At 61.8% G+C, this 544-nt stretch carries 1 protein-coding gene; it reads left to right on the top strand.

Annotated features, from left to right (window positions below; all coding sequences use genetic code 11):
* Positions 1-534 (top strand): IS630 family transposase (locus tag RXV88_RS23655; RefSeq protein WP_316296193.1); only part of this gene is annotated, 534 nt, incomplete at its 5' end.
* Positions 535-544 lie beyond the last annotated feature (10 nt).

The following is a 544-nucleotide window of genomic DNA, read 5'->3' as shown; positions in this document are numbered from 1 at the left end:
AGGATGCGCCTTGAGCCGCACCGGCTGGTGTTCATCGACGAAACCGCCGTCACCACAAAGATGACACGGCTGCGGGGCCGGTCCGCCCGCGGTACCCGGCTGGAAGCCGATGCGCCCTTCGGTCACTGGCGCACCCAGACCTTCATCGCAGGCTTGCGGATCGACGAACTCAGCGCGCCCTGGGTGCTGGATGGCCCCATGAACCGCGCCGCCTTCGACCTCTACATCGAGACCCAGCTGGCACCGACCTTGCAGCCGGGCGATGTGGTGATCGCTGACAACCTGTCGTCCCACAAATCGGCGCGCGCGCAGGAGGTTCTGAAGTCGCAAGGCAGCTGGCTGCTCTTCCTGCCGCCTTACTCGCCCGACCTTAACCCCATCGAAATGGCATACTCGAAACTCAAGGCACACCTCAGACGGCTCAAGGCCCGCACATTTGAAGTACTCTTCCAATCCGTCGCCCAAACCTGCGATCTCTTCCCGCCAAACGAGTGCAGAAACCTCTTCAAGGCTGCCGGATATGTTGCAGATTAAATGGACGACG

Source organism: Aestuariicoccus sp. MJ-SS9 (assembly GCF_032586235.1).
GTDB lineage: Bacteria > Pseudomonadota > Alphaproteobacteria > Rhodobacterales > Rhodobacteraceae > Aestuariicoccus.
This window is presented reverse-complemented; position numbering and strand designations above follow the sequence as displayed.